General features: G+C 39.2%; 38 protein-coding genes and 1 pseudogene. 25 read left to right on the forward strand and 14 right to left on the reverse strand.

What is annotated here, in order from left to right:
* Positions 1 to 7: 7 nt before the first annotated feature.
* The 23 genes and pseudogenes from rplC to FCU45_RS11870 all read left to right on the forward strand — a co-directional run.
* A complete protein-coding gene (gene rplC, locus FCU45_RS01495) occupies positions 8 to 583 on the forward strand; it encodes a 50S ribosomal protein L3 (RefSeq protein ID WP_137011560.1) in 576 nt (191 codons plus the stop codon).
* A complete protein-coding gene (rplD, locus tag FCU45_RS01500) occupies positions 583 to 1,197 on the forward strand; it encodes a 50S ribosomal protein L4 (RefSeq protein WP_188109169.1) in 615 nt (204 codons plus the stop codon). Before rplC ends, rplD begins: the two co-directional genes overlap by 1 nt.
* Positions 1,197 to 1,478 (forward strand): 50S ribosomal protein L23, encoded by a 282-nt coding sequence (locus tag FCU45_RS01505; RefSeq protein ID WP_137011564.1) that lies wholly within the window; start codon positions 1,197 to 1,199, stop codon positions 1,476 to 1,478. Before rplD ends, FCU45_RS01505 begins: the two co-directional genes overlap by 1 nt.
* A gap of 1 nt (position 1,479) precedes the next feature.
* Positions 1,480 to 2,319, forward strand: a complete 840-nt coding sequence (rplB, locus tag FCU45_RS01510) for a 50S ribosomal protein L2 (protein WP_137011566.1) — start codon at positions 1,480 to 1,482, stop codon at positions 2,317 to 2,319.
* 4 nt (positions 2,320 to 2,323) lie between these two features.
* Positions 2,324 to 2,599 (forward strand): 30S ribosomal protein S19, encoded by a 276-nt coding sequence (gene rpsS / locus FCU45_RS01515; protein ID WP_137011568.1) that lies wholly within the window; start codon positions 2,324 to 2,326, stop codon positions 2,597 to 2,599.
* Between the two features lie 2 nt (positions 2,600 to 2,601).
* Complete coding sequence (gene rplV, locus FCU45_RS01520) at positions 2,602 to 2,919, forward strand: 50S ribosomal protein L22 (RefSeq protein ID WP_137011570.1); 318 nt, start codon at positions 2,602 to 2,604, stop codon at positions 2,917 to 2,919.
* Between the two features lies 1 nt (position 2,920).
* On the forward strand, positions 2,921 to 3,646 hold the full coding sequence (gene rpsC / locus FCU45_RS01525) for a 30S ribosomal protein S3 (protein WP_137011572.1): 726 nt from the start codon (positions 2,921 to 2,923) through the stop codon (positions 3,644 to 3,646).
* Positions 3,647 to 3,648: 2 nt separating this feature from the next.
* Positions 3,649 to 4,074 (forward strand): 50S ribosomal protein L16, encoded by a 426-nt coding sequence (gene rplP, locus FCU45_RS01530; protein WP_137011574.1) that lies wholly within the window; start codon positions 3,649 to 3,651, stop codon positions 4,072 to 4,074.
* Positions 4,061 to 4,246, forward strand: a complete 186-nt coding sequence (gene rpmC, locus FCU45_RS01535; protein ID WP_137011576.1) for a 50S ribosomal protein L29 — start codon at positions 4,061 to 4,063, stop codon at positions 4,244 to 4,246. Before rplP ends, rpmC begins: the two co-directional genes overlap by 14 nt.
* Positions 4,247 to 4,255: 9 nt before the next feature.
* Positions 4,256 to 4,504: a 30S ribosomal protein S17 gene (gene rpsQ, locus FCU45_RS01540; RefSeq protein ID WP_137011579.1), complete on the forward strand. Its 249-nt coding sequence runs from the start codon at positions 4,256 to 4,258 to the stop codon at positions 4,502 to 4,504.
* A complete protein-coding gene (gene rplN, locus FCU45_RS01545; RefSeq protein ID WP_137011581.1) occupies positions 4,504 to 4,872 on the forward strand; it encodes a 50S ribosomal protein L14 in 369 nt (122 codons plus the stop codon). Before rpsQ ends, rplN begins: the two co-directional genes overlap by 1 nt.
* Positions 4,872 to 5,102 (forward strand): 50S ribosomal protein L24, encoded by a 231-nt coding sequence (gene rplX, locus FCU45_RS01550; RefSeq protein WP_137011583.1) that lies wholly within the window; start codon positions 4,872 to 4,874, stop codon positions 5,100 to 5,102. The genes rplN and rplX overlap by 1 nt, the downstream gene beginning before the upstream one ends.
* A 3-nt stretch (positions 5,103 to 5,105) precedes the next feature.
* Positions 5,106 to 5,651, forward strand: coding sequence for a 50S ribosomal protein L5 (gene rplE, locus FCU45_RS01555; protein ID WP_137011585.1), 546 nt, complete (start codon positions 5,106 to 5,108; stop codon positions 5,649 to 5,651).
* Complete coding sequence (locus FCU45_RS01560) at positions 5,651 to 5,836, forward strand: type Z 30S ribosomal protein S14 (RefSeq protein ID WP_137011587.1); 186 nt, start codon at positions 5,651 to 5,653, stop codon at positions 5,834 to 5,836. The genes rplE and FCU45_RS01560 overlap by 1 nt, the downstream gene beginning before the upstream one ends.
* A gap of 127 nt (positions 5,837 to 5,963) precedes the next feature.
* On the forward strand, positions 5,964 to 6,359 hold the full coding sequence (gene rpsH, locus FCU45_RS01565) for a 30S ribosomal protein S8 (protein WP_137011589.1): 396 nt from the start codon (positions 5,964 to 5,966) through the stop codon (positions 6,357 to 6,359).
* 9 nt (positions 6,360 to 6,368) lie between these two features.
* A complete protein-coding gene (gene rplF, locus FCU45_RS01570) occupies positions 6,369 to 6,905 on the forward strand; it encodes a 50S ribosomal protein L6 (protein WP_137011591.1) in 537 nt (178 codons plus the stop codon).
* A 13-nt stretch (positions 6,906 to 6,918) separates the two neighbouring features.
* Complete coding sequence (gene rplR / locus FCU45_RS01575) at positions 6,919 to 7,275, forward strand: 50S ribosomal protein L18 (protein ID WP_137011593.1); 357 nt, start codon at positions 6,919 to 6,921, stop codon at positions 7,273 to 7,275.
* 8 nt (positions 7,276 to 7,283) lie between these two features.
* Entirely contained in the window at positions 7,284 to 7,724 is a 441-nt protein-coding gene (gene rpsE, locus FCU45_RS01580) for a 30S ribosomal protein S5 (RefSeq protein ID WP_137011595.1), read from the forward strand.
* A 3-nt stretch (positions 7,725 to 7,727) separates the two neighbouring features.
* The gene (gene rplO / locus FCU45_RS01585) at positions 7,728 to 8,126 is read left to right on the forward strand and encodes a 50S ribosomal protein L15 (RefSeq protein WP_137011597.1); all 399 of its coding nucleotides are present in this window, start codon (positions 7,728 to 7,730) and stop codon (positions 8,124 to 8,126) included.
* Positions 8,127 to 8,128: 2 nt separating this feature from the next.
* The gene (gene secY, locus FCU45_RS01590) at positions 8,129 to 9,391 is read left to right on the forward strand and encodes a preprotein translocase subunit SecY (protein ID WP_137011599.1); all 1,263 of its coding nucleotides are present in this window, start codon (positions 8,129 to 8,131) and stop codon (positions 9,389 to 9,391) included.
* A 3-nt stretch (positions 9,392 to 9,394) separates the two neighbouring features.
* Positions 9,395 to 10,153 (forward strand): type I methionyl aminopeptidase, encoded by a 759-nt coding sequence (gene map / locus FCU45_RS01595; RefSeq protein ID WP_137011601.1) that lies wholly within the window; start codon positions 9,395 to 9,397, stop codon positions 10,151 to 10,153.
* A gap of 16 nt (positions 10,154 to 10,169) precedes the next feature.
* Complete coding sequence (infA, locus tag FCU45_RS01600; RefSeq protein ID WP_008338996.1) at positions 10,170 to 10,388, forward strand: translation initiation factor IF-1; 219 nt, start codon at positions 10,170 to 10,172, stop codon at positions 10,386 to 10,388.
* Positions 10,389 to 11,136: 748 nt separating this feature from the next.
* Positions 11,137 to 11,595 (forward strand): annotated as a pseudogene (locus FCU45_RS11870) (methyl-accepting chemotaxis protein); the annotation flags it as partial.
* A 10-nt stretch (positions 11,596 to 11,605) separates the two neighbouring features.
* Here the strand turns inward: FCU45_RS11870 and FCU45_RS01610 are convergent.
* Genes FCU45_RS01610 through FCU45_RS01625 form a run of 4 tightly spaced genes read right to left on the reverse strand, consistent with a single transcriptional unit; the run spans position 11,606 to position 13,748 of the window.
* A complete protein-coding gene (locus FCU45_RS01610) occupies positions 11,606 to 12,334 on the reverse strand; it encodes a sulfurtransferase (RefSeq protein ID WP_137011604.1) in 729 nt (242 codons plus the stop codon).
* Between the two features lie 8 nt (positions 12,335 to 12,342).
* Complete coding sequence (locus tag FCU45_RS01615; RefSeq protein WP_137011605.1) at positions 12,343 to 12,645, reverse strand: chorismate mutase; 303 nt, start codon at positions 12,643 to 12,645, stop codon at positions 12,343 to 12,345.
* 52 nt (positions 12,646 to 12,697) lie between these two features.
* Positions 12,698 to 12,898, reverse strand: a complete 201-nt coding sequence (locus FCU45_RS01620; protein WP_137011606.1) for a hypothetical protein — start codon at positions 12,896 to 12,898, stop codon at positions 12,698 to 12,700.
* Between the two features lies 1 nt (position 12,899).
* Entirely contained in the window at positions 12,900 to 13,748 is an 849-nt protein-coding gene (locus FCU45_RS01625) for a CvfB family protein (protein ID WP_137011608.1), read from the reverse strand.
* Between the two features lie 209 nt (positions 13,749 to 13,957).
* Between FCU45_RS01625 and FCU45_RS01630 the strand changes: the two genes are divergently transcribed.
* On the forward strand, positions 13,958 to 14,200 hold the full coding sequence (locus FCU45_RS01630) for a hypothetical protein (protein ID WP_137011610.1): 243 nt from the start codon (positions 13,958 to 13,960) through the stop codon (positions 14,198 to 14,200).
* Positions 14,201 to 14,213: 13 nt separating this feature from the next.
* On the opposite strand, the gene FCU45_RS01635 is transcribed toward FCU45_RS01630, so the two are convergent.
* Genes FCU45_RS01635 through FCU45_RS01650 form a run of 4 tightly spaced genes read right to left on the reverse strand, consistent with a single transcriptional unit; the run spans position 14,214 to position 16,154 of the window.
* The gene (locus FCU45_RS01635) at positions 14,214 to 14,453 is read right to left on the reverse strand and encodes a thioredoxin family protein (RefSeq protein WP_137011612.1); all 240 of its coding nucleotides are present in this window, start codon (positions 14,451 to 14,453) and stop codon (positions 14,214 to 14,216) included.
* Between the two features lie 11 nt (positions 14,454 to 14,464).
* Positions 14,465 to 15,421 carry a permease gene (locus FCU45_RS01640; protein WP_137011614.1) on the reverse strand — a complete coding sequence of 319 codons (957 nt, stop codon included), beginning with the start codon at positions 15,419 to 15,421 and terminating at the stop codon, positions 14,465 to 14,467.
* A gap of 2 nt (positions 15,422 to 15,423) precedes the next feature.
* Positions 15,424 to 15,834 (reverse strand): arsenate reductase ArsC, encoded by a 411-nt coding sequence (locus tag FCU45_RS01645; protein ID WP_137011616.1) that lies wholly within the window; start codon positions 15,832 to 15,834, stop codon positions 15,424 to 15,426.
* On the reverse strand, positions 15,831 to 16,154 hold the full coding sequence (locus tag FCU45_RS01650) for an ArsR/SmtB family transcription factor (RefSeq protein ID WP_137011618.1): 324 nt from the start codon (positions 16,152 to 16,154) through the stop codon (positions 15,831 to 15,833). The genes FCU45_RS01645 and FCU45_RS01650 overlap by 4 nt, the downstream gene beginning before the upstream one ends.
* Before the next feature lie 122 nt (positions 16,155 to 16,276).
* Between FCU45_RS01650 and FCU45_RS01655 the strand changes: the two genes are divergently transcribed.
* A complete protein-coding gene (locus FCU45_RS01655; RefSeq protein ID WP_137011620.1) occupies positions 16,277 to 17,539 on the forward strand; it encodes an arsenic transporter in 1,263 nt (420 codons plus the stop codon).
* Between the two features lie 5 nt (positions 17,540 to 17,544).
* Here FCU45_RS01655 and FCU45_RS01660 read toward each other — a convergent pair whose 3' ends face one another.
* From FCU45_RS01660 to FCU45_RS01685, 6 genes are read right to left on the reverse strand one after another with little or no spacing between them, the layout of a single operon-like run.
* On the reverse strand, positions 17,545 to 18,267 hold the full coding sequence (locus FCU45_RS01660) for a glucosaminidase domain-containing protein (protein WP_246032209.1): 723 nt from the start codon (positions 18,265 to 18,267) through the stop codon (positions 17,545 to 17,547).
* Positions 18,264 to 19,514, reverse strand: a complete 1,251-nt coding sequence (locus FCU45_RS01665; protein ID WP_137011622.1) for an SPL family radical SAM protein — start codon at positions 19,512 to 19,514, stop codon at positions 18,264 to 18,266. The genes FCU45_RS01660 and FCU45_RS01665 overlap by 4 nt, the downstream gene beginning before the upstream one ends.
* 14 nt (positions 19,515 to 19,528) lie before the next feature.
* Entirely contained in the window at positions 19,529 to 20,914 is a 1,386-nt protein-coding gene (locus FCU45_RS01670) for a sensor histidine kinase (RefSeq protein ID WP_170175811.1), read from the reverse strand.
* Entirely contained in the window at positions 20,907 to 21,614 is a 708-nt protein-coding gene (locus FCU45_RS01675) for a response regulator transcription factor (protein WP_246032210.1), read from the reverse strand. The genes FCU45_RS01670 and FCU45_RS01675 overlap by 8 nt, the downstream gene beginning before the upstream one ends.
* Positions 21,584 to 21,943 (reverse strand): diacylglycerol kinase, encoded by a 360-nt coding sequence (locus FCU45_RS01680; protein WP_137011628.1) that lies wholly within the window; start codon positions 21,941 to 21,943, stop codon positions 21,584 to 21,586. The genes FCU45_RS01675 and FCU45_RS01680 overlap by 31 nt, the downstream gene beginning before the upstream one ends.
* A 10-nt stretch (positions 21,944 to 21,953) precedes the next feature.
* Positions 21,954 to 23,873, reverse strand: coding sequence for an LTA synthase family protein (locus FCU45_RS01685; protein ID WP_137011630.1), 1,920 nt, complete (start codon positions 23,871 to 23,873; stop codon positions 21,954 to 21,956).
* Positions 23,874 to 23,969: the final 96 nt, after the last annotated feature.

The following is a 23,969-nucleotide window of genomic DNA, read 5'->3' on the forward strand; positions in this document are numbered from 1 at the left end:
GGTCATCATGGAATATATTGTTGAAAAAATCGGTATGAGCCGTACTATCTCAGTTCCTAGTAAGCCTGTTACTCTTTTAAGAGTTTTAGACGCTAAGGTCTGTGAAGTTAACGAAAATGGCGCAATTGTAGCTTACAATAGCGGTAAAAAAATGAATAAGTCAATTGAAGGTCAGCAAAAGAAATACAGCCTTTCATCTGAGTTTAACCGTTTTGTTACTATAGAAGTAGCAAACACTGAAGCAGGAGATTTAGATTTAACTCCTTTAGCAGAAGCTAAAGTTGTAAAGTCTTCTTTTACTACAAAAGGTCGCGGTTTTTCAGGTGCAATGAAGCGTTGGAATTTTGGCGGCGGTCCTGCATCTCACGGTCATAGATTTGGTCGTAGAACAGGTTCGATCGGTAATGCAGAGTGGCCAGGTCGTGTAATGAAAGGGCGTAAAATGCCTGGACAATACGGAAATACACAAAATAGTGTTAAGAATGAGATTATCTCTTTTGATGCTGAAAACAAGATCCTAGCGGTTGTTGGTTCAGTTTCTGGAGCTAACGGTTCTTTAGGTCGTGTAAAGGTAGCTAAATAATGAGCGCAATAGTTCTAAATGAAAAAATGGAAAAAGCTTCAGAGTTAGCTTTACCGGAGAGTTTTTCCGGTATCAATCCTCATAACTTATACCTGTACGTAAAGTCTGCGCAAGCTGCTCAAAGAGCAAACAGCGCGTCAGCTTTAACACGTTCACAAGTTAGAGGCGGCGGTAAAAAGCCATGGGCTCAAAAAGGCGGCGGGCGTGCTCGCGCAGGTTCACGTCGTTCACCGATATTTGTTGGCGGTGGTAAAGCATTCGGTCCTAGTAACAATCGTAACTATGATCTTAAAGTTAATAAGAAGCAGAAAAAACTTGCTCTTAACTTTGCTTTAGCAGAACATGCACAAAACGGTAGTCTATTCATCGTAGATAGCATTGAGATAGCATCAGGTAAAACAAAAGATGCTGCAGCAATGTTTAAAGCGTTAAACCAAAGAGATACTCTTTTTGTAAAGACGATCTTAGATGAAAAAACTTATTTGGCATTTGAAAACATTGCAAGCACGTACGTGATTGAAGAAAATGAATTAAATGCTTATTTAGCTGCAAATTATCGTTCATTAGTGATCGAGAAAGCGGTATGGGAAAATCTTGTAGGTGAGGCTAAATAATGGCAGATATTACAGATATTAAATCTATACTATACACAGAGAAGACTTTAGGTATGCAAGAAGATGGAATGATCGTTGTTCAAACATCTCCGCGTATGACTAAGACAGGTCTTAAAGAGGTTTTTCGTGAGTACTTTGGGATCGTTCCTGCAAGAGTTAACTCACTTAATCAAAGCGGAAAAACAAAAAGATTCCGTGGCATGTCAGGTAAGCAAAATGACTTTAAAAAGTTTTATGTGAAGTTACCTGAGGGTGCACAAATAGAAAGTTTGGCGGTGTAACATGGCAATTAAAACTTATAGACCGATAACTCCGTCTCGTCGTTTTTATACAAATGTTGACAGTGGCGATATAACTTCAAAGGCTAGTGTTCGTTCACTGCTTGTAAAACTTCCTGCTCACGCTGGTCGTAACAACAATGGACGTATTACATCTCGCCATAAGCAAGCGGGTGCTAAAAAACTTTACCGTATTATTGATTTCAAAAGAAATAAATTCGGTATCCCTGGTACTATTAGCACAGTTGAGTACGATCCGTACCGTAACTGCCGTATAGCATTAGTTACTTATGCAGACGGTGAAAAGAGATACATCCTTTTACCAAAAGGTTTAAATGTAGGCGATACTGTAACTGCAGCAGAGTCTGGATTAGACGTAAAACCTGGTAATGCGATGAAGCTTATGAATATACCTGTAGGTACATTGGTTCATAACGTTGAGTTAAAAGTAGGCAAAGGCGGACAGATGGTTCGTTCAGCTGGAACTTCTGCTCAAATTATGGGTCGTGACGGCAAGTATGTTTCACTTCGTATGCCTTCTTCTGAGATGCGTTTAGTTCTTGGTGAGTGTATGGCTACTGTTGGTGTTGTTGGAAATGAAGAGTATATCAACATTGTAATAGCAAAAGCAGGTCGTTCTCGCCATATGGGTATTCGTCCTCAAACTCGTGGTTCTGCGATGAACCCAATCGATCACCCGCACGGTGGTGGTGAAGGTAAAACGAATTCAGGTCGTCATCCAGTTACTCCATGGGGTAAACCAACGAAGGGTTCAAAAACTCGTCGTAAAAAAGCAAGTGATAAACTTATTATTACTCGCCGTAAATCTAATCCGAAGAGGTAGTTAAATGGCAAGAAGTGTAAAAAAAGGTCCATTTGTTGATGATCATTTAATGAAAAAAGTAGCTGCAGCCAAAGCTGAAGGCAATAAAAAGCCTATCAAGACTTGGTCTCGCAGAAGTATGGTTCTTCCTGATATGGTTGGACTTACTCTTAACGTTCATGATGGTCGCAAATTTGTTCCGGTATTTGTTTCAGAAAACCATATTGGTTATAAATTAGGTGAATTCGCACCGACTCGTACATTCAAGGGCCACAAGGGCTCTGTACAGAAGAAAGGTTAATCATGGCTAGAGCATTATTAAAATTCATCCGTGTTTCACCGATCAAATCTCGCCTTATCGCAAGAGAGATTCAAGGTATGAACGCTGAAGAGGCACTAGCAGCTTTAGAGTTCACACCAAACAAAGCAGCAAAAATTATCTACAAAGTACTTGCGTCAGCAGTTGCAAACAGTGGTAATGAAGCTAGCGATTGTGTAGTTACGTCGTGCCGTATAGATAACGGACCTGTACTTAAAAGATTCCGCCCACGTGCTCGTGGTATGGCATCTGGTATTAGAAAACCGACAGCACATATCTTAGTAGAAGTAGAGGGTAAATAATATGGGTCAAAAAGTTAATCCTATTGGTTTACGTCTTGGTATCAACCGTAACTGGGAGAGCCGCTGGTTCCCTAATTTTAAGACTGCAGCAGCATCTTTGGGTGAAGATCACAAGATTCGTACATATTTGAAAAAAGAGCTTTACTATGCTGGTGTTTCTAACATTATCATAGAGAGAACGGTTAAGAGACTTCGTGTTACTATCGTTGCTGCTCGTCCCGGTATCATTATCGGTAAAAAAGGTTCAGATATCGAGAAGCTTAAAGAGACTCTTCAAAATCTTGTTGGTAAGCCAATTTCTGTAAACATCAAAGAGGAGAAGAAAGCACAAATCTCTTCTCAGCTTGTTGCAGAAAACGTTGCTACTCAACTTGAGCGCCGTGTTGCATTTAGACGTGCTATGAAAAAAGTTATGCAAAATGCACAAAGAGGCGGAGCTAAAGGTATTAAGATATCTGTAAGCGGTCGTCTTGGCGGAGCTGAGATGGCTCGTACTGAGTGGTATTTAGAGGGACGTGTTCCACTTCATACTCTCCGTGCAAAGATAGATTACGGTTTTGCTGAAGCTCACACTACATACGGTTGTATCGGTGTTAAAGTTTGGATATTCAAAGGTGAGGTTCTCACAAAAGGTATCCCGGCAGAAGTAAAAGAAGAGCAGCAAAAAGAGGGCGCGCGTCGTCCTAAGCGTGCTCCAAGACGCGAAAATAGCGGAAAGGCGGAATAATCATGTTGATGCCTAAGAGAACTAAATATCGTAAGGTAATGAAGGGTCGTAACCGTGGTTACGCTCGTTCGGGTTATACGTTAGCATTTGGTGATATAGCTATCAAAGCTGTAGAAGCAGGTCGTATTAACTCTCGTCAGATTGAGTCAGCTCGTATTTCAGCTACTCGTCATATTAAAAGAAATGGTAAGATTTGGATCCGTGTGTTTCCAGCTAAGCCACTGACTGCTAAACCTCTTGAAACTCGTATGGGTAAAGGTAAAGGTTCAGTTGATCAATGGGTTATGAATATTAAGCCAGGTCGTATAATTTTTGAAATGGCTGGTGTTCCTGAAGAGCTTGCTCGTGAAGCATTGACTCTAGCACAGCACAAATTGCCTTTCAAAACAAAAATAATTACTGCGGAGATGAGCAATGAAATATTCTGATTTAGCAGATAAGAGCGCAGCAGAACTTCAAGCAATGCTTAAAGAGAGAAAGACTGAGCTTTTTACTTTAAAAATAAAAAAACAGATGATGCAACTACAAAACACTAGCGAACTTCGTATCGCTAAAAAAGATGTTGCTAGAATCAACACTGCACTTCGTGCAGCGAAATAGGGGCTGGCAATGACACATAAACGTGAAATTCAAGGTAATGTAGTTAAAATTGCAGGCGAAAAAACAGCAACAATCGTTGTTGAGCGTCGTGTAATGCACCCTCGTTACCACAAAGTTGTGAAGCGTTTCAAAAAGTACTTGGTACATGATGAGCGCAATGAGTTAAAAGTAGGCGATGAGATTATTGCAATCGAGTGTCGTCCACTTTCTAAGACTAAATCTTTTAGACTTAAAACAGTAGTATCAGGAGCTGAGTAATGATTCAAGCTTTTACACGTTTAAATGTAGCTGATAATACAGGTGCAAAAGAGGTTATGTGTATTAAGGTACTTGGTGGTTCTAAGCGTCGTTATGCAAGAGTTGGCGATGTTATCGTCGCTTCTGTAAAAAAAGCGACTCCTACTGCTAAAGTTAAAAAAGGTAAAGTTGTAAAGGCTGTTGTTGTTAGAACAAGCAAAGAGATCCACCGTGAAAACGGTTCTCTTATCCGTTTTGACGATAATGCAGCTGTTATACTTGATGACAAGAGAGAGCCAATCGGCACTCGTATTTTCGGCCCAATAGCTCGTGAAGTACGTTACGGCGGTTTTATGAAGATCGTATCTCTTGCACCGGAGGTTGTTTAATGGCAAAGTTTAAATTCAAAAAAGGCGATACTGTAGAGATCATCGCCGGTGACGATCGCGGAACAAAAGCTACTGTACTTGAAGTATTACCAAAGAGAAACAAGGTAATAGTTGAGGGTTGTAAGATAGCTAAAAAAGCAATCAAACCAACAGAAGATAACACTAAAGGCGGACATATCAATAAAGAGATGCCTATAGATGTTTCAAATGTTCGTAAAGTGGAGGCATAATCAATGGCTCGTATGAAAGAAAAATATTTAGGTTTAAAATCTGAACTTCAAGCTGACCTTGGAATAAAAAATCCGATGCAGACTCCTGCATTAGAGAAGATAGTTATTTCAGTAGGTGCCGGTTTTGCAATGAAGGATAATAAGCTTATCCAAAATATTGAAGACACAATTACTACTATTGCAGGACAAAAAGCAAGTACTGTAATAGCAAAGAAATCAGTTGCTGGTTTTAAAGTACGTGAAGGTATGCCTGTAGGTGTTCGTGTAACACTACGCGGTGAGAAAATGTTCAACTTCTTTGATCGTTTAGTTTCTCTTGCTCTTCCACGTGTGAAAGACTTCCGTGGTGTTCCAAGAAACGGTTTTGACGGTCGCGGAAACTACAACTTTGGACTTCAGGAGCAATTGATTTTCCCGGAGATCAATTACGATTCAATTATGCAAATACATGGTATGAATATCACAGTTGTTACAACTGCTGATTCTGACAAGGCAGGGTTTGCTCTTTTAGAGAAAATGGGTATGCCTTTTACTAAAGGGAGCAACTAATGGCTAAAAAGTCAATGATAAATAAAGCGAACAAAACTCCAAAGTTTAAAGTTCGCGGTTATACAAGATGTCAGATCTGTGGTCGTCCACACTCTGTTATTCGTGACTTCGGTATCTGTCGTATATGTTTTAGAAAAATGGCAAATGAGGGATTAATCCCAGGCGTTAGAAAGTCTTCTTGGTAGGTCAAAATGCACTAGTGCATGAGCTTCCCGCTGAGGGAAACTTAGCGTTAGCGTAGCAAAAAAGAATTACTTCTTTTTGCGTACCTATAATAGAAGAAACTTCTGATGATTAGCAAAGGAAAAATAGATGATAAATGATTTAGTATCGGATGCGTTGACTCGTATTCGTAATGCTGGTATGAGAAGATTAGATGTTACTAAGCTTGTTCACTCTAAGAGTGTTGAAGCAATGGCAAACATTTTGGTTGAAAAAGGTTATATTGAGAGTTCAAACGTTGTTGAAGACGGCGTTAAAAAAACTATCAATGTTGTATTAAAGTATGGTGAAGACGGTAAATCTGTTATCAATGAAATGAAAAGAGTATCTAAGCCTGGACGTCGTGTCTATAAAGGTAAAGATGAGATAAAGCGTTTCAAAAATGGTTACGGAACTATTATTGTTAGTACATCACGCGGTATTTTACCAAACGATAAAGCTTACGAGCTTGGTATCGGCGGTGAAGTTATGTGTACGGTTTGGTAGGGAGATAGCATGTCAAGAATTGGTAAATTACCTGTAGAGTTTGCATCTGATATCAAAGTTAGTGCAAACGGAAATGTTATAACTTTTGCTAAAGGCAAAAATAGTGTTGATTTAGATACAAAAGGAAATGTTGCTTTCACTTTAGACGGTAATGTTTTAACTTTTGCTACTTTATCAGATTCTCGTGTTCACAGAGCATTCTGGGGAACATATCGTGCATTGGCTCAAAATATTGTTACTGGTCTAACAACCGGTTACACTAAGCAGCTAGAGATCAACGGTGTTGGTTACCGTGCAGCCGTTAACGGTAAAGTACTTAACCTACAGCTTGGTTTTTCTCACGATATTAACTATGAATTGCCAGAAGCAATCGAAGCTAGTGTTGAGAAAAATGTTATTACACTAAAGAGCCATGACAAGCAAGCGCTTGGTCAAGTTGCTGCTGAAGTTAGAGGATTCCGTCCGCCAGAGCCTTACAAAGGTAAAGGTGTTAAATACGTTGAAGAGCATATCGTGCGTAAAGCCGGTAAAACTTCTAAGAAATAAGGGAGGAGTATAGATGAAAGCAAAAGTACTAAAAAGCAAAATTGCTAATCGCTTAAAAAGAAAGCGTCGTATTCGTGCAAAAATATCTGGATGTGCTTCACTTCCTCGTGTTTCTGTGTTTCGTTCAAATCGTTATTTGAGTGTTCAAGCTATTGATGATGCAACCGCTACAACATTGTGCGCGCTAAATTCAAAAGCAATAGCTCAAAAAGCAAACAAAGAGGGTGCTGCTGCACTTGGCGCGGCATTTGCTGCTACACTAAAAACAGCTAACATCTCTGAGATTGTATTTGATCGTAATGGTTACCAATACCACGGTGTTATAGCTGCATTTGGTGACGCACTTCGTGCAAACGAAATTAAGTTCTAGGGGTTAAGATGGAAATCAATAGAGAAGATTTTGAAGAATCAATTGTTAATATAGGCCGTGTTACAAAAGTTGTAAAAGGTGGACGTCGTTTTCGTTTTACAGCACTTGTAGTTGTTGGTGATAAAAAAGGTACTATCGGTTTTGGTGCCGGAAAAGCGAAAGAAGTTCCGGACGCTATTAAAAAAGCGGTAGATAATGCGTTTAAAAACCTAAGTAAAGTTAGTATCAAAGGTACTACAATTGCACATGACATTGAACATAAGTACAATGCAAGTCGTGTTCTTTTAAAGCCGGCATCAGAAGGTACAGGTGTAATCGCGGGTGGTGCTACTCGTCCTGTTCTTGAGCTTGCAGGTATTCAAGACATACTTACAAAGTCAATAGGTTCAAACAATCCAGGTACACTAGTGCGCGCTACAGTCGAAGCACTAGGTCGCTTAAAAGGATAGATGATGGGTATTGAAAATTTAACACCGGCAGAGGGTTCTGTAAAGAATCGTAAAAGAGTCGGTCGTGGACAAGCTTCGGGAACAGGTAAAACTGCTGCTCGCGGCTCTAAAGGTCAAAAATCTCGTACTGGTTACAAGAGAAAAAGAAACTTTGAGGGTGGACAACAGCCACTTGCAAGAAGACTTCCTAAGATCGGATTTACTTCTCGTGTAATTAAGCCGTACGTAATCAACGTTGAGAAAATAAAAGCAGTTGCTGAGCTTTCTGAAATTACTATGGAGAGTATCCGTGGTGTTCATAAAATAGCTGCTTGTGTTACTAAAGTTAAGTTGGTTGGTGCTGCTGCTAAAGATCTAGCATCAAAAATTAAAGACGACAACGTTACTACTACAGGTAAATAGTCGTGAATAAAAATCTAGTAAATAAGATACTTATTACTATCGGGTTTTTATTTATTTATCGCCTACTGGCATACGTGCCGGTTCCAGGCGTAGACGCTTCTGTTATCGCTTCATTCTTCGACTCACATCAATCAGATGCCCTAGGCTTATTCAATATGTTTAGCGGTAACGCTGTTGAGAGAATGTCAATCATAGCTCTTGGAATCATGCCATATATTACCGCTTCCATTATTATGGAACTTTTAGCGGCTACATTTGCACCTCTTGGTCAGATGAAAAAAGAGCGTGACGGAATGGTTAAGTATATGCAGATTATCCGCTATGCGACAATCGTAATTACAATCATTCAAGCAATAGGTATTAGTGTCGGACTTCAGAGTCTTACAGGACCTAACGGTAACAGCGCAATATTAATCGATCACAACACATTTATACTTGTATCTGCCGTATCAATGGTGGCAGGAACTATGCTTCTTATGTGGATTGGTGAACAGATTACACAAAGCGGTATCGGTAACGGTATATCATTGATCATTTTCGCGGGAATCGTCTCAGCAATTCCAAGCGCAATCGGTCAGACGATCACTATGGTAAATACTGGAGCTATGAGTTTCTTAACGGTAATTGCAATCCTTGCTCTAATACTGGCGACAGTAGGCATAATTATCTATGTCGAACTAGGTGAACGTCGTGTACCTGTTACATACGCAAAAAAAGTTATGATGCAAAATCAAAATAAGAGAGTTATGAACTATATTCCTATCAAAGTGAACTTATCGGGTGTAATTCCGGTTATCTTTGCTAGTGCAATACTAATGTTCCCAATGACTGTTTTATCAAGCAGCAGCAATCCTACTGTACTTGCATTTGCAGATTACTTAAACCCAAATAGTTATTTCTTTAACTTTTTGACATTTCTTTTTGTTGTTTTCTTTGCATTCTTCTATGCATCGATCACTTTCAACTCAAAAGATATATCTGAAAACTTGAAAAAACAGGGTGGTTTTATTCCCGGTATTCGTACAGGAAATGCGACAGCAGAGTTCTTAAACACTACTGCAAGTAATCTTACATTTACAGGTGCACTATATCTAGGTCTTGTTGCAACTTTGCCGTTTATGATCATAAAAGGGATGGGTGTTCCATTCTTCTTCGGCGGTACTGCGGTTCTGATCGTTGTACAAGTTGCACTTGATACTATGAGAAAGATCGAGGCTCAGGTTTATATGAGTAAGTATCAAACATTAAGCGCGGTTGGTCTTTAAAAAATGGCCATTGCGCTTAGAAAACCTCTAGAGATAGAGAAACTTCGCGCTGCTAACAAGATTGTCGGCGGTGCGTTAGAACTACTTCGTCAAAACACAAAACCCGGGGCCTCTTTAAAAGAGCTTGATGCCATGGCTGAGGAGTATATCCGCTCTCATGGTGCAAAGCCATCTTTTAAAGGTCTCTACGGCTTTCCAAACTCTGTTTGTACCTCGCTAAATCAAGTTATAATTCACGGTATTCCGACTGACTATAAGCTCCAAGAGGGTGATATTATCGGTTATGATATCGGGACAGAACTTGAGTGTTGGTTCGGTGATGCGGCAATAACGGTAGCCGTAGGTAAAGTAAGTGTCCAAGATGAGGCGCTTATTGCTTGTGCTAGAGACTCTCTTTATGAGGCTATTGAGTCTATAAAAGTAGGTATGAGATTTAAAGAGCTCTCTGCAGTGTTGGAGAACTCCATCCGCTCAAGAGGCTTTGTGCCGCTGCATAGTTTCTGCGGTCACGGTATCGGCAAAAAACCTCATGAAGAGCCTGAGATCCCTAACTACTTGGAAGCAAAAGATGCAAAGGGCGGTCCTAAGATTAAAAACGGGATGGTTTTTTGCTTGGAGCCTATGGTTTGTCAAAAGGATTCAAAACCTCTTATCTTAGAAAATAAGTGGGATGTTGTTAGTGCCGATGGTTTACGCGGTTCACACTACGAGCATACTGTTGCAGTTGTCAATGGTAAAGCTGAAATTTTATCTCTGGCTTGAGAAAAAAAGGATTAAAATGGCTAAATCAGATGTTATCGAAGTTGATGGCAAGATTATAGAGGCTTTGCCAAATGCAACATTTCGTGTTGAGTTAGAAAACGGGCATATCATTTTATGTCATATTGCAGGAAAGATGCGTATGCACTATATTAAAATACTGCCTGGTGACAAAGTTAAACTGGAATTGACACCATACTCACTTGATAAGGGTCGTATCACTTATAGATACAAATAAGAAGAGGTTTTACCTCTTTTTATCACAAATTCCTCTTACAATTAATTAAATTAAGCTCCATCTTGTATAATTCTCTTATATAGTTATATAAGGATTAGTAATGTTATACTCCCTCTTTTTCCGTATGCGTTTTGTTCACTATGTCGGCATAATTCTGCTTATACTCAACGCAACATTTTTTACTGACAATATTATAGGACAGATCATTCAGTATGTAGTAGCGGCAGTCATTGTCGTTCACGATTTAGATGAGAAATATAACGGTGTCGATATGACAAAATCTTTGATACAGCAGCTTGAAAATCTTGAACATGGAGAGAAGATCGTTTTAAAGAACAGTTATAACTCGGAGCTATGCAAAGCGGCTGAAAATATGAACAGGTTTCAGGAGATATTTCTGCAGGCGCAAGATACAAACGAAAAATCACATACCATTGAGAAGATAGTAGCAAAGATAAACAGCGACTATGAAAATACAAATATGAGTATGATAAACGAGAGAGAACTCCTTGCAAAAGTGGTATCGATCGGCGAAAAACTAAAGACGGTACTGGGAGATGATCTGGTAGATGCTTCAAGTTCAAAAGAGAACATAACCCAAGTGAGCGAGAATCTAAAGAGCATAAAAGATGAGATAACCGGCATCGTAAATCAGCTTCAAGATGCTTCAAGTACTCAAAATGCTTTGGCAAACGATCTAAGCAAGGTCTCAGAAGATGCAAATCAGGTTAAAGAGGTTATTTCAGTTATTGCGGATATTGCAGACCAGACAAATCTTCTAGCACTTAATGCCGCTATTGAAGCTGCACGTGCAGGTGAGCACGGACGTGGTTTTGCGGTCGTAGCAGATGAAGTAAGAAAGCTTGCAGAGAGAACGCAGAAGTCTCTTACAGAGATAAATGCCACCATCAATGTAGTAAGCCAATCCATAAACGATACAAGCGAGCAGATGAACAGAAGCTCTCAATCAATTGAGTCTTTGGCAGAACTCTCTACAGATGCATCAAAACGTATGGAGAGTATCTCTCAGGCGATTTGCAATGGAGTTGTTTTAGCCGAGAGGACAGTCGAGAGCTATACCCAAAACGCTAAAACGACAGAAGATATAATAGGCAATATCGTAAAGATAGACGAACTCTCAAAAAGAAGTAACGAGAGCATTAAGGTTATAAAAAACAGTGTCGAAGAGCTTAGCAGGGTAGTTTAAAATGAAGGGGTTAAAATTGTAATATCTTTACATTTTTAAAGCCCAGTTCTTTATATAGAATATACCAGTTGACTGAGGCTTTAAATATAGTCTCGTCATGCACCGCTATCTCTTTATCTTTTATCAAACTCAACTCAGATGCAAACTCGTTTAACTCATCCTCGCCTCTAAGTGTGAGATCATCAAAAAAATTATCTCGATAATCCTTCTCCACCACTACTATATTTCGGCTGTTTCTATCTATATAATCGGGCTCTATTAATAGGTTTGGATTGTGTTTTATCTCATAAGTGCCGTCATCTTTTGCAGAGCTTTTTTTGGAGGAGATGAGAGTGTGGTACTCAAACACCCACGCCATATAGCCGCCATCAAGTATGGAGACGTTCTCAAATCCGTGCTCTATGAGAACAAATGCCAGATAGGTTGCATTTTGAAACTCATCATAACTGTTTCTTGAGTATATAACTACATGTGAGTCTGGGTCTATCCCAAGATCAATGATCTCTTTTTGTACGTTTTTGCTGTAAGCAGAAGCGAGTCTCTCATATTTGCTTTTGGTAAACTTGGAGATGTCAGCATAAAGAGCCCCCATAATATGGCTTGTATCATACATACTACTGACATCTAAAAGGATTAGCTTCTTATCTTTTAATAGCTCTTTTAGTCTCTCAGGCGTTATAAACGCATCTGAGGCATAAGTGTAAAATGTAAGCAGGAGCAGGGTAAGAAGATATTTCATCAGATGGCTTAAAAGGTTTGCGTATTTCTAAATTCAGAGATCTCTGTCTCGACCATCTCGTTTATCATTATCTTGAAAAGGTCAGAGATCATATTTGGAGATACATCTGCTTGAATCGCGGAGTGACGAACTTTTTGCAGGATATAATCAACTCTATCATCTGCCTTGACCTCTTCAATACTGTTTTTAAATGAAGCTGCCTGACGTACAAGATGGCTTCTTTTTGAGATGAGATTTACTATCTCGTCATCTATCTTATCTATCTCTGTTCTGACCTCTTCGAGGGAGTTGCATTTTTTTACTTTTGACATGTAGATTCTCCGTTTTTAATAGGACATATTACCCAAAAAGAGATAATAAATTCTAGTTGGGTTTTATGATTTTTTTTATCTCTTTTGGCAGATGTGCAAAGGGGATGTTTTTAACTCCCGCCTTAACCCCATCTTCATAAACCATAACATCAACGCTCATTTTTATGGGGAAAAAACGCAAAAGAGTGTATGAGTCTCTCCCTTGCGAAAAGGATATGTTTTCAAGCTCTATGCTCTTTTTTTGTTTTGCCATCTTAGCTCTTTAGATATATTCCCGTATCTTTGACTTCTATATCTTGGCTCTCCTGAAGAGCGGTAAGCGAGCGTTTGAACTCTTTTTTACTAAGGGCGAATACATCTTTTATAAGCTCTGCGTCACTCTTGTAGTTGTAAGGCATCACCCCGCCGCTCTTTTTTAGAAGAGAGAGCACTTTTTCACATGAGATGTCCTTCTGTTTTGCTCCGCCTGCTTGAAGTTTCAGGTCAATAGAGCCATCTTTTCTTACGGTCTTGATATAGGCTTTTCTTCTGCTTCCTATCTCTATCGTCTCAAAGATCTCGTTATGGTAGATAAGCCCCTCATATCTCTCTTCTACAACACACTTAAAGCCAAGAGGAGTTCTTGCGATGATGAGTATATCGACCTCTTTGTTTGGGGCTAACCCTTTTACTCTTCTATCAAAAAAGTCGCCCAGCTTCTCGGTTCCGACAAGCCTGTGTGTCTTTTCGTCATATACGACTTTTAGAAATCTCTTATCTCCGATCTTGAACTTCTCTTTTTGAAACATATTGGGGACAAAGAGATCTTTTGCAAGTCCCCAATCAACAAATGCTCCAAAAGGGGCAACATCCACAACCTCGAACAGAGCATACTCATCAAGCATCGCTTTTGGTTTAAGAGTCGTTGCAATTAGTCTGTCCTCTGAGTCGGTATATAAAAATACCTCCAAAAGAGTCTCCTCTTGCATCTCATCGGTTACGTAAGCTTGCGGCAGGAGCACATCTTTTTCATCGAGTGCCGTTAAAAATATACCGTGGGGAGTGTGTCTGTCAACTTTGAGGCAGTTTATGCGTCCAAGTTCTAAATTTTGGTTCTGTTGCAATTTGTTTCCTTGTTATTCCGTCTGTCTCAAACATCTGTTTGAGAACTTTTTTGACATTATATCCTCTTTAGTATATCAAACGCTATGGGCATACAAATATTGTCATAATTATGGCAATCTTAAAAATATTCAGATCTCAAAAGTGCTAAGAATATAAACAGAGGAATTTGATATTATTTGAAAAATTTAGATAAAACAAGGAAAAAAATATGTTCAAGATCATTGTAGAAAAAGAGTGCAGCTGTTTTAAAAAAAGTGATATGGTAAACGGTTTGGAGATCGCTTCAAAAGATGGCGCTCTTTTAAAATCTATTGAGATGAGAGACACTATGAACGATGAGTTTTGCGGCAAGCACAGCTTTAAAGTTCAAGAAGTAGGAGATAGTTTTGTTATCGCTATGAGCGACTCAACTAGCAACGGATGCTGCGGCGGCGGATGCGGAAGTCACTAAGACTTCCCTCTAGCTACAATCTCTCGTTTATTAGCGAGAGGACCTCTTCTACGCTCAGAACTCTTCGGGTACTTACAACTTTGTTATCTATCACAAGTCCGGGAGTGCTAACTACCTGATACTTCATGATCTCCATGAGATCATCGACCTTTTCTATCTGAACGAACTTTCCGCTCTTTGCCACCGCCTCTTTTACAACCGCTTCTAGTGTTTTGCACTTTGCACAGCCTGTTCCTAAAATCTCAATTTTCATCTGCTATCCTTTTATAAAATTATGTTAAATAGATACCCGACAAGGAGTATCCCAAAGCCGACCACGCCAAAAAATATCGCAATGAGTTTAAGAGAGAGGACTCTTTTTAGTATCATTGCTTCTGGCAGACTAAGTGCCACAACCGCCATCATAAAGCTAAGAGCCGTTCCAAGAAGCATCCCTTTTTGCGTAAGTACTTCTACAAGCGGCAATATCCCCGCAGCGCTGCTGTACATCGGTATGCCCATGGCAACTCCTATTATAGGTGCGTACCAGGCATCACCGCCTGCATATTTGCTTATAAAGTCGGCTGGAACATAGCCGTGGATAAATGCGCCGATACCGACACCTACGATAACATAAAGATATATCTTTTTAAATATATCCTCCGTGTACTCCCACGCCTCTTTTGCTCTGTTTGAAAAGGTTATCTTCTCTTCATTAAAAGAGACTACATCTACGGGTTTTACTTCGATTAGAATCTCTTTTTCTAAGTTCATTGTGCCAATAATGAGTCCCGCGACAATAGCTATCAAAAGACCGACACCTACATAAAGCAGTGCGATCTTCCACCCAAAAAGCGAGAGAAGCAGAGCTATAACTACCGCATCGCTTAGGGGTGCAGAGATAAGGTAGCTAAATGTTACGCCAAGAGGGATCCTTGCCTGCAAAAATCCTAAAAACAGAGGAATGGCACTGCATGAACAAAATGGGGTAATGACGCCAAAAAGGGCTGCAAGAATATGCCCGGTTATCTTATGTTTGCCGCTTATATATGCTCTTGCCCTCTCTACGGGAAAGTAGCTTCTCAAAATTGTCACAAGGTAGATGATGAGTATGAGAAGTATAAATATCTTTATGGTATCGTAGATGAAAAAATGAACTGCCTCGCCCAGATGACTCTCTTTTGCAAGTCCAAAAATATCAAAGAGAGCCCATGAGCTTAGATCGTGTAACCACTCAAACATGCTTAGTTACACAACTCTTTTTTGACAACGCTAAGAAGCTCTTTTTCTATAAGAAGAAGTGTCTTTTCATACTCCTCTTCCGCTTTTCCGCTTGGGTCGTCAAACCCTACATGGATGGTTTTAACCGCTTTTGGAAACATAGGGCAGGTCTCTTTTGCGTGATCGCAGACCGTAACTACCAGATCAAACGCAGTATCTAAGACCGTCTCTATGACTTTTGAGTGATACTCATCCCTCCAGTAGCCGTAAGACTCCAAAAGCGCTTTTGCATGTGGATTTACAGCACCGCTTGCTTTTACGCCCGAGCTCTGTGCGATTAGACAATCACCAAGTTTTGCGTTTAGAAGCGCCTCCGCCATAATTGAGCGGCAGCTGTTTCCCGTACATAGGATCAATACATTTTTTTTACTCATAGTTTACACTCTCCTGTTTGTGATGATTTTTTTAACTTTGGAATTTCGATATCAAGATGTCTTATCTCTTGGAGTGCTTCGGTTCTAAAACGGTCAAGCGGAGAACGCACAGAGTAGTATGCCCAAGTGCCTTCTCTATCAACTCGCAGAAATCCTGCCTCTTTTAATATTTTGAGATGGCGAGATAGACGGGATTGGATCATATCCAGAGAATTTTGCAGATCGCAAACGCAAGTACGGCCATGCTCGTCCAAAAAGCGAAGTATGAGAACTCTTGTTTCGTCGTTTAACGCCGCGACACTTTTTAAAAATATATCCATACCGAACTCCTCATTGTTGAATTGCAAAATTGTAGCGAAATAATATCATTAAATCAATATATGTTGATATTTAGATTTAATTCTGCTATAGTTTTCTCTTTTAAAATATATAGGAGTCATATATGGCATTGGCGATGTTCGTTTTTTTGGTTACTCTGCTTTTCATCATCTGGCAGCCGCGCGGTTTGCAGATAGGCACGACGGCAGTTGTGGGAGCGGTTGTGGCTCTTGTTGTCGGGGTTGTAAGTTTTACGGATGTTATAAGTGTTGTAGATATTGTCTGGGATGCGACCTTGGCTTTTATCGGGATAATCCTTCTCTCTATGATACTAGATGAGATAGGTTTTTTCGAGTGGGCAGCTATAAAGATGGCAAAGCTCAGCGGCGGGAACGGGCACAAGATGTTTGTCTATATACTACTGCTTGGTGCAATAGTCGCGGCATTTTTTGCAAATGACGGCGCGGCGCTTATCTTGACTCCGATACTGTTAGCAAAGATGAAGTACCTAAAGATGAAGCCTTTGGCGATATTTGCCTTTTTGATGGCGGGCGGTTTTATCGGAGACAGCGCATCCAATCCGCTTGTTATCTCAAACCTTACAAACATTGTAACGGTAGGCTATTTTGATATCGGCTTTGTTGAGTATGCTAAAAATATGTTCTTGCCAAACCTGCTGAGTATTATCGCTTCCATCGCGGTCTTGTGGATATATTTTCGCAAAGATATACCTTTTACTATTGATGTCTCCACGCTCCCTGAGGCTTCATCGGTTATAAAGAACAAAACTATGTTCAAGATAAGCTGGTTTTTTCTAGCATTTTTGATGGCTGGCTACTTTATCGGTGACTATTACCATCTGCCTATCTCTCTTTTCGCACTAGGCGGCGCTCTTACTCTTTTGGTTATCGCAAACCACTACAAAGCTGTAAAACCTATTATGACTATAAAAGCCGCTCCTTGGCAGGTCGTGTGGTTTAGCATCGGTCTATATGTTGTCGTTTACGGCTTGAAAAATGAGGGTATGACCGATGTTATCGCCTCTTGGATAAGAGAGTTAAATACACATGGAGAGTTTATCGCCATAATAGGAACAGGATTTCTCTCGGCAGTTGTAAGCTCGGTTATGAACAATATGCCGACAATCATGATTATGGACATAGCGATAGATCAGGTAGGCTACATCGGAAATGAAGCACTTGTCTATGCAAATATCCTAGGCTCAAACCTTGGTCCTAAAATGACGCCGATAGGCTCGCTTGCAACTCTTTTATGGCTGCATGTGCTTGCTAAAAAGGGAGTAAAAATTGGGTGGGGCGAATATATGAAAGTAGGGCTAGTTATAACTCCGCCTGTGCTTTTTGTAGCACTTTTGGGCCTTGTGTAGAGGCTCTACTCGTCGTAAATATAGAGCTTGTTGTATCTGATGATCTTAGTCAGGTCTTCGCTGTACTGTTCGCCTATCTCTGAGTAGTTCTCTAGCTTCTCAACTAGCAGATAAGGGTCGTCCGTCTGCATCTTAAGCTCTCTGAAATCTTTGTAGGCTTTGGAGCGGGCAAGTGTTTTGTAGTAGTCTCTGATAGAGTCCTCTATGCTTGAGTACTTTTTCAGCCAGATCACTCTCTTGCCTCTCTGCTCGGAAGCCGCAATTCTCGGACCTTTTTTATTTACAGCCCACATGCCGTAGAGGTTGTTCGCCTCTTTAAAAAAGCGTGACTCCGCCCATGCGCTCTCCATTGCCGCCTGAGCTATGGCAATGCTTTTTGGATGAGGTTTAAGAGCCATCAGAAGAGCTTCGTCACTCTCTACTTTATATGTCTCTTTTAACTGAGAGATCTTATCTTTATATGCCGGGTTTGTAATGTTTTTGGAGATCTCGTTGTACTGCTCTTCAAGCTCTGCGTAAACTCTGTCTATGGCAGGAATGACAAGGTTGCCGAACTCTCTCTTTTTCTCACTTACCGAGAGCATGCTCTGTTGCGGCGCCTCTTCAACCTTATGCAGAACCATTGTGTTTGGTTCAGGCTCTTTTTTTATAAACATCGTATCGTAGAGAGCGAACAATATAAGAGATGCTATATAGATAAATAGCAGATTGTCGGATAAAAACTTCATATTAAAAACTCCATCTCTAGTTTTTTTGTATAGGCTGCGAGCATCGCTCTCTCAAAGTCGTTGTTTGTCGAGTACTGGTAACCAAACGCTTCCTTCCACATCTCATGCTCTTCCATGCAGAGATAGAAAAAGACCTCTTTGTGCCAAGGAACAAAGCTATTATAGGCGTGTCTGAACATATCCACCTTTGTTTCAAACGGGTAGGAGCTTTTGCCGCTTGCATCGACAAGAGGCATCTGGGTGATCTTGCTTCTAAAATCCCTCTCGCGAAGCTGTTTGATAACAGGCTTTATAAATGTCAGCGTGCCAAAACTCACAAGTGCCACTTCGTGCGCCTTAAACTCTCTAAGAAGTCTTGCGTAAACTTCGCCGTACTCGCCGAGATAGTTCTCATACTCCACAATCGGGTGAAAATGAAAACCGACCTTAACGCCTTTGTCTGCCACTCTTCTTGCGGCTCTGATCCTTTTATCCAAAGAGGCGGTAAGATGCTCCTCGTTTTGGATGATGGTAGGCGTGTTAAGCGACCATGTACAGAGTATATTTTTAGGGACATCGTTTTCTAAAAAGTATTTTATATTATCTGATTTTGTCTTAAATTCCAAAATCACATTTGGGTTCTGCGAAGCAAAATCAAAGAGCGCATCCAAGACACCCTCTCTGTTTCCCCATAAAAGCGAGTCCGAAGATTGACCGGTACCTATGTGGTAGGTTCTGTTCTTGTCAAGTTGAAGGTTTTTTAGTTTTGTCGCAAATGAGCTGTCAAAAGTTATGGTATCTTGGTTGTAAAAGGATTGTATAGAGCAGTAAGAGCAGTCAAATCCGCAGCTCTCGACCGCATCAAGAGTTAGAAGATTGCAGCATCTTGTCTTTTCGCTCGCCACAGGGCAGAGCCCAAGCCCAAACCCATCTTTTGCTTCGGTTTTGAAGGTGAACTTCTGTTCATCTCTCTGGTTTTTAAGCTCGAAACCGTTGTAGGAGTTGGGCTTATTGCGCAGCTCTTCGTACGCCTTTTTAAGCCTTGAGAAAACAACTTTTTTTTGCGAGTGCTCCGGAAAAATCTCCATAATACTCTTCTCATTCCACATCTCAAGATCTCTTGCGATGTCGATTATCTGCCTAATCTCTTGATGAGAAAATCTGTGCAGATGGGCTTTTAAGCGTATAAACTCCTGTTCACTTTGCGAGAGTTTATGGAAAAAACTGTTTTGTATGCTCGCTTGAAATTTATCTTCATATTTATTCATGGGCGGAATTTTATCTAATTTCTTGGAATTTTTATGTTTACTATCGTTCCTTTATTTTTAATGCTTTTTATTTCTATAGTGTAGTTGTGAATATCTAAAATCATCTTGACGATAGAGAGACCTAGACCCGTACCGCCGTCTTTGCGGGAGCGGGCTTTATCTGCTCTGTAAAATCTCTCAAAAATAAAAGGCAAATCTTCTTTGTCTATGCCATATCCGTTATCTCTGATTGTAATTATGTACTCCTTGTTATTTTCACTTAAAGAGATATAAATATATGAACTTTTTGGGCTGTAAATAACAGCATTTCTAAGAAGATTGTTTATTGCTATTTTTAAGAGTATCTCATTTGCATGGATTGTTAGGGGAATAATATTTTCTACTTCTACATGAATATCTTTTACTGCGGCAAATTTTTTCATCTGCGTAACTGAATCGGTTACTAATTCATCTAGATATAGTTCATCAAAACTGTTATGAAGTTCAGTCGTATCTTTCTTGGAAAGAAAGAGTAGTTGCTCAATCATATTTTGTATGCTGATACCCTCTTGAAGGATGCTCTTTAGAACCTCTTTATACTCCTGTATCTCTCTATCTTGTTTAAGCGCTACCTCGATCTCCCCGCGTATAACCGTCAAGGGTGTTTTAAGCTCATGTGAAGCATTGTTGCTAAAATCCGTTATTTTATTAAAAGAGCTTTCAAGATTGTTTAAGAGTTGATTAAAAGTTGCTACAAGATCTTTGATCTCAGTTGGAATCTTGTTTGTGCTTACTCGGCTTGAGAGATTGTTCGCCGATATTGATTTTACCGAGTAGATAACCTCTTTTACCGGTGAAAGAGTCCTGTTTATAAGCATATTTGCGATAATCAAGAATACTATTAAAAGAATTGGCGTTGCGATTATCAAACCGAAATAGAGTTGTTTTAAGTATGGCGAATCCATATTTTTTTCAATGGCAAGTTGTATAAAAACCCTAGTTTCTTCTTTGTCAAATATCAGCATAGAACTAACACGGTAAGAGCCTTTGTCAAAATAGTATATGCTGCCTTGATGTCCTATCTCATTTAAGGGTATGTTAAAAAGCCACTTGTATTCTTTGGAAGAGGTAGTTTCATAAACTATTTTTTTGCTTTTTTTGCCGTAGTAGATGATTTTTACAAATAGCGGCTCGATTGAAAATTCATCTATAAGCTCGTCTGCTATATCTTTTGCATTTTCATAACTATCTTTTTTAAAGTCCGGGATAACATCTATAGATATCATCTTGAGCTCTGCATCTGTTGTGTTTAAAACACCTTTTTTGGCAGTACTGTAGATGAATACACCATAAACAGAGAGGACTATTATATTTATGATGAAAAAATAAAAGAGTAGTTTTAGCTTTAGGCTCTTAAACATTTTCATCACTTAGTATATAACCTAAACCGCGCACAGTGTGAATAAGTTTTAAATTAAAATCTTTGTCTATTTTATTTCGCAGTCTGTAGATGTAAACATTTATTATGTTGCTCATGCTCTCTTGTGCCATATCACTTATATTCTCTTTTATAATGGTTTCAGTTAGTAGTTTTTTGCTGTTTCTTGCTAAAAACTCAAGCAACGCATACTCTTTTGCAGTAAGATTTATCTTCTTGCCGGTGCGTTTTACCTCACGTTTCGCAGTGTCTATGGTTAAATCGGCTATGCTGATCGTGCTTGAAGTTGTTGAGGAGTTTCTTAACTTAACGCGTATTCTTGCAAGAAGCTCCTCAAACGCAAAAGGCTTTGTTATGTAGTCATTTGCACCGCTGTCAAGACCTTTGACTTTTTCTTTGAGTTCATCTCTGGCAGTAAGCATAATGATGGGAGTTGTTATGTTTTTTGCTCTTATATTTCTGCAGACATCCATTCCGCTAAGGCCATGTATCATCAAGTCAAGCAAAACGATATCGTAACTATTTGTCTCTATCATATAAATAGCTTCATATCCGTTCTCGGTAACATCTACGCTGTAAGACTCTTCTTGTAACCCCTTTTTTATAAAAGAGGCTATTTTTTCATCATCTTCTACAACTAAAATCCGCATATTTATATAACCCTCATCAAAATAACCGCCCATGTCACTGCAAAGACGATTATGCTTAAAAAAACTATGCTACTGCCAACATCTTTTGCACGACCTGCCATGTGGTGATGCTCAAGCGTTACCAAGTCAACAACTCTCTCAATAGCGCTGTTGATTGTTTCTGCAATCAGCATACCGCCAAGAGAGATAAACATCAATAGTTTATGCGCCAGAGGGAGTTCTAAAAAAAACAGCACGGGCAGTAAAACAGTACTTAGAAGAAGCTCGATTTTAAAGGATTTTTCTGTTTTCACTATATCTTTTAGACCCTTTAACGCATAAGTTGTATTTTTAAAAAAACTGTATTTCGGTTGGTTTCTCAATTTCTCTCCTCTATCTATAGAGTTTTTTATTGTACATGTAATCAAGCGCTACTACAAAAGCTAAAGCATCTTTTTCCAACTCTTCATCACTTTTTATTGGAGTTAGATGATTTTTTTTATCCAGATATGTTTTTGGATTTTTATATAAAAATGTAAGCGGTTTTTGCCCCGGCCTTACAATCGCTACTCTGTCATCTACCCTTAGGGCATAAGATGTATGGAACTGCATCAAAGAGATATTTTGTTTCTCATCACTAAAAATTGAGTGTCCCATAATTGGGTACTTCAAATCCAAACCTATTAAATCAAGTGCAGTTGCCAGTACATCGGGCTGAGTCGTTATTTTATCATAAATCATAGGTTCAACATCTCCTCCTAGTATAATCGCGGGAATATGAAACATGTCAACGGGAACCATATCATCTCCGTAAACTCTTACATTGTGATCAGCTACGATAACAAATACCGTATCTTTGTAATAAGGCTCTTTTTTTGCAAGTGCTATAAACCTGCCGATTGCATGATCCGCATATTTGATGGCATTTTTTACGCTGTTTTGCGGAACATCTTTTACAAGTTCAATCTTCTCACATGGAAATTCAAAGGGAGAGTGGTTTGATTGTGAAAACATAACCGTTGCAAATTTTTGCCCTTTTGCATGTAGCTTTTTAAACTCTTCATTTGCTTTTACCACTAAATCTTCGTCGCAAACTCCCCAGGGAGCGACGAAGGTTGGATTTTCAAATTTGCTCTGATCTATTGTCTCATCAAATCCGTTACCGCTGTACCATCCTTGCATATTGTCAAATCTGCTCTCTCCGCCGTAAATAAATGAAGTGTAATATCCAAACGGTTTAAGAGCCGAAGCTATAGTAAAAAAATCTTTTTGAGATCTGTTTCTCTTTAACACGCCTACCCCCGGAACAGCAAGATTTCCTGCACTTACACCGGCAAGCCCTCTAACGCTTCTTGTTCCGTTTGAGTATAAATCTTTAAATAAAATTGCTTCTTTGCTTAGTCTGTTAAAATTTGGCGTTATTCCATCTTCACCGCCTACTGCATTTACAAATTGGTATCCCATACTCTCTTGAACAAAAATAACTAGATTTTTAGGTTTATCACTCTTAAAATGAGTTTTTTCGATTCTTGAGAAAACAGATTTCTTATCATCGCTCTTAATATCAAGTCTTTTTTTAACTCGTGCCAAAGCTTCTTTTATATCCATTTTTCCATACTGTTTAACTTCACCGCCCTCATGTACGGCATTGCTGTAGATGGCATAACTTATGCTGTGAAGCGAGTTTTTTGTTATCTCGTTTACCATTCTGTTTGTCGAGAACATGGCATCTGATATATTAGCCCCTCTATGTCCAAATGATGAGCGAACACCTATGAACAGCAGTGCCAAGATAGGTAAAAATATTGCAATTCTTTTTATATAAGAAGTCTCAAATAGTTTTAAAAAATCATCTTTTACATGTTTTAGATAAAAGTATACAAACACCCCTATCATCATAAAGGCTATAAGCAGTTCTGCCTTATAGTCTGCAAATATCATCGCAAAAACTTCTTTGGGGTATATCAGATACTCAACAAAGAGATAATTCGGTCTTACATCGTACTGTGCTATAAAAGGAAATGTTGCATTCTCTATGTATATTGCAAGTGAAAATATCACTAAAAAGTAATACCTTAAAAAACTATTTGCAATATGTTTAAGTTTTACGGGAGTAAAAGATAGAACTATAAGAGGGATAACCAAAAGTATAGAAGCTGTAATAGTATCCATTCTCAAACCGTATATAAATGTCAGCCAGTAATCAACACCGCTGTTTTTAAAATTGTCGAAATATAGGATAAATAAAAACAGTCTTCCTATAAAAAATATAAATATCAAAAGTAAGTAGTACTTAAATAGTTTTTTTAACATGTGTGTTTTGCCTTTGTCTGTTTTAGAGCAGAAAGATATAGTTTTTTCATTACATCGATATGAACTTAAAATGAATTTTTGTTCATATTTAAGATG

It is taken from the genome of Sulfurimonas crateris (assembly GCF_005217605.1).
In the GTDB taxonomy this organism is placed as follows: domain Bacteria; phylum Campylobacterota; class Campylobacteria; order Campylobacterales; family Sulfurimonadaceae; genus Sulfurimonas; species Sulfurimonas crateris.